This window comes from Arthrobacter sp., assembly GCF_030540645.1.
GTDB lineage: Bacteria > Actinomycetota > Actinomycetes > Actinomycetales > Micrococcaceae > Specibacter.
In genome coordinates this window covers 1-3,055 of the sequence record NZ_JAUNVV010000091.1, presented here as the reverse complement: position 1 = coordinate 3,055, position 3,055 = coordinate 1, and the positions used below count along the sequence as shown (strand labels likewise).

The following is a 3,055-nucleotide window of genomic DNA, read 5'->3' as shown; positions in this document are numbered from 1 at the left end:
CAGAATCACGTTAGTGTTGAGGACATGCAGTCCGCTCCCTGTGGTGCGAGGCTGACCGGGAAGCTAACGGCCCGGACCACTATTTTGAAAGGCGCCTGCGTGGCCAATTACTCTGAGTTCTTCATCGCCGACCACCACCAGGCTGTCGCCCGGGCCAAGGCTCGCCAGGCCGGAAAATCCCCTGCCATCGACGTGCCTGTGCTGCCGACTCCGGGCCTGAGCGACTTTGAGATTGAAGTGCTGGGCGAGTACGCGGTAAAGAAAGTTCATGCAACGGGTGTGGCTTCCGAGCTGAGCCTTGTCGACATTGAACTCGACACTCTGTTTGCAGTGCCGGATGCCCTCCTTGAGGTGTTTGCTGAACTGGATGGGCTTGAAGATCAGGAAGAAGTTTCCGAGCTGGCCGCAGAATGGGCAGCTGCGGAGGAAATGGAATCCACACCGGCAGTGACCGAGCCGCTGGTGCGCGCTCTGGCAGCCATGTCAGTGGCAGCGGTGAAGGCTGCTGAAGAAAACGCCAAAATGAGCCTCTTCTTCTACTCCGCAGAATAACGCCACGGAGACTTCTTCTTCGAGTTGCCACTTGTGGTGTCATTAGAGCCGTTTACGGCACCACAAGTGGCAACTCGAGAGACCTCGAGACGGCGCAGCGCCGCCCCATGACGAACAACACGGCGCGCGGTACCCGTAACGCGTCGCACACAGCAAAGATTCTCTGGCATAATGGACAGGTACTCGATCCACGTGGCCCCTCTCTCCGCGTGATGATCCTGTCCTTAGAAATCCGCAGATCGGCCCGCCCCACGGGAGCGTGAAACGGAGATCGCCCCTTTTTCGAACCAGGAGTAACCACAAAAGTGGCCGTAAAGATTCGCCTTAAGCGCTTTGGTAAAATGCGTGCACCGTACTACCGCATCGTCGTCATGGACTCACACTCAAAGCGTGACGGCCGTGCCATCGAGGAAATCGGCAAGTACCACCCGACCGAGCAGCCTTCATTCATCGAGATCGACACCGATCGCGCACAGTACTGGCTGGGAGTTGGCGCTCAGCCGTCCGAGCCTGTTGCAAAGCTGCTGCGCATCACCGGTGACTGGCAGAAGTTCAAGGGCATCAAGGGCGCCGAAGGCACCTTGAAGACCAAGGCTCCCAAGGAAGCATTCGTTGCTCCCGAGGCCAAGAACGTTGTTGTCAAGGAAGCCATCACCAAGAAGGCCAAGAAGGCCGACGAGGCAGAGGCTGCTGAGAGCACCGAGGCCGAGTAACTTGTTGGCTGAAGCGCTGGAGCACCTGGTCCGCGGGATTGTTGACTCTCCCGAGGACGTAAAGGTAAGCGTCAAGAACAACCGCCGCGGGGAGTCCCTCGAAGTGCGAGTTCACCAAGACGATCTGGGCCGGGTTATTGGCCGACAGGGCCGCACCGCCCGTGCCTTGCGCACCGTGGTTGCAGCCCTGGCCAACGGCGAACCGGTGCGTGTTGACGTTGTCGACACCGACCGCCGCCGCTAACCTGCCCCGAACGTTGCCCGGCTTTGGCCGTGCGAGCCGTTTTCAGCAGTAAAGCCAAACGTTTGGCCCCGGCACCATAATGGTGGCGGGGCCAAATTTTTCCCCTTTTTCTTTTAGTAAGCACCTCTTTTAGCAAGCACTTAGGAGTACCCATGCAGGTTCAGGTTGCCCGGATTGGCAAGCCCCACGGCATCCGCGGGGAAGTGACCGTGCTGGTCCTCACCGACGCCCCCGACTCGCGCTTCGCCGTCGGCTCGCAGTTCGTCGTGGAACCGGCCAAGCTCGGCACCCTGACGGTCAAGAGCTCCCGCTGGAACAAGGACATCCTGTTGCTGGGCTTTGAAGGAACCAACACCCGCAATGAGGCGGAACTGCTGCGTGGCGCCACTATGTTTTTTGAGTCAGACGATGACGAGGACGACGACGCCTGGTACGAACACGAGTTGCTGAACCTTGAGGTTCGGGTCGGCAGCGCGAAGGTCGGCAAGGTCACCGGACTGCGTACCCAGGCGGTCCAGGACCTACTCATTGTTGAAGATAATGACGGCGATGAAGTCCTGGTTCCGTTTGTGGACGAGATCGTCCCGGAAGTGAACGTCGAAGACGGCTATGTGCGCCTGACCCCTCCGGCGGGACTGTTCACTGTCAACAAGGACGCTGCGGAAAACGACGAAACCGGTGAAGCAGCGGACCTGGCAGGATCGGAAGTCAGCGACTCGGAAGACAATGGTTCGGAAGGCAGCGGCCAGTAATGCGTTTTGACGTGGTCAGCATTTTCCCGGAGTACCTGGCACCCCTTGACCTGAGCCTGATTGGCAAGGCTCGCACCGAGGGCCTGCTGGAACTTTCCGTGCACGACCTGCGCTCCTACACGAAGGACAGGCACCGCACGGTGGATGACACCCCGTACGGCGGCGGGGCCGGGATGGTCATGAAGCCTGAGCCGTGGGCCATGGCGCTCAGCGATATTGCGGAGGCATCCCCGCTGGCCGAGGGCACCAAGCCAACATTGATCGTGCCTTCACCAGCAGGGGAAGTATTCAACCAAAAACTGGCCTATGAGCTAGCCGATGAGGACCATCTGGTCTTCGCCTGCGGACGTTACGAAGGCATTGATGAACGTGTGCTGGAATGGGCTGCTGAGCAATACACTGTCCGCCCAGTGAGCTTGGGCGACTACGTTCTCAACGGCGGTGAAGTTGCCGTGCTGGCCATGGTGGAAGCCATTGGCCGCCTGGTTCCCGGTGTGGTGGGCAACCCTGAGTCCCTCATTGAGGAGTCCCACTCCGACGGCCTGCTTGAATACCCCGTCTACACCAAGCCCTCCAGCTGGCGCGGACGCGAGGTTCCCGAGGTGCTGCTCAGCGGCAACCACGGCAAGATCGCCAAGTTCCGCAAGGAGCTGCAGCTGCGCCGCACCGTAGACCGCCGTCCAGATTTGATCGACGTCCTAGATGTTGCTGGCTTCAGCAAAACCGACCGCAATGTGCTCTGGGAACTGGGCTACGCCGTCGTCGACGGCAGGGCTGTGCGCCGCACCGACGAG

Annotated in this window: 5 protein-coding genes; all 5 read left to right on the top strand. The window is 60.0% G+C overall.

Annotated features, from left to right (window positions below; genetic code table 11):
- Positions 1 to 99 precede the first annotated feature (99 nt).
- Complete coding sequence (locus tag Q4P21_RS13975; RefSeq protein WP_303389353.1) at positions 100 to 552, top strand: hypothetical protein; 453 nt, start codon at positions 100 to 102, stop codon at positions 550 to 552.
- A gap of 305 nt (positions 553 to 857) precedes the next feature.
- Positions 858 to 1,265, top strand: a complete 408-nt coding sequence (gene rpsP, locus Q4P21_RS13970; protein ID WP_207346199.1) for a 30S ribosomal protein S16 — start codon at positions 858 to 860, stop codon at positions 1,263 to 1,265.
- Between the two features lies 1 nt (position 1,266).
- Positions 1,267 to 1,509 (top strand): RNA-binding protein, encoded by a 243-nt coding sequence (locus tag Q4P21_RS13965; RefSeq protein WP_026555249.1) that lies wholly within the window; start codon positions 1,267 to 1,269, stop codon positions 1,507 to 1,509.
- Between the two features lie 152 nt (positions 1,510 to 1,661).
- The gene (rimM, locus tag Q4P21_RS13960) at positions 1,662 to 2,261 is read left to right on the top strand and encodes a ribosome maturation factor RimM (protein ID WP_303389352.1); all 600 of its coding nucleotides are present in this window, start codon (positions 1,662 to 1,664) and stop codon (positions 2,259 to 2,261) included.
- The coding region (gene trmD / locus Q4P21_RS13955) for a tRNA (guanosine(37)-N1)-methyltransferase TrmD (protein ID WP_303389351.1) at positions 2,261 to 3,055 on the top strand (795 nt) is incomplete at its 3' end. The genes rimM and trmD, both read left to right, overlap by 1 nt.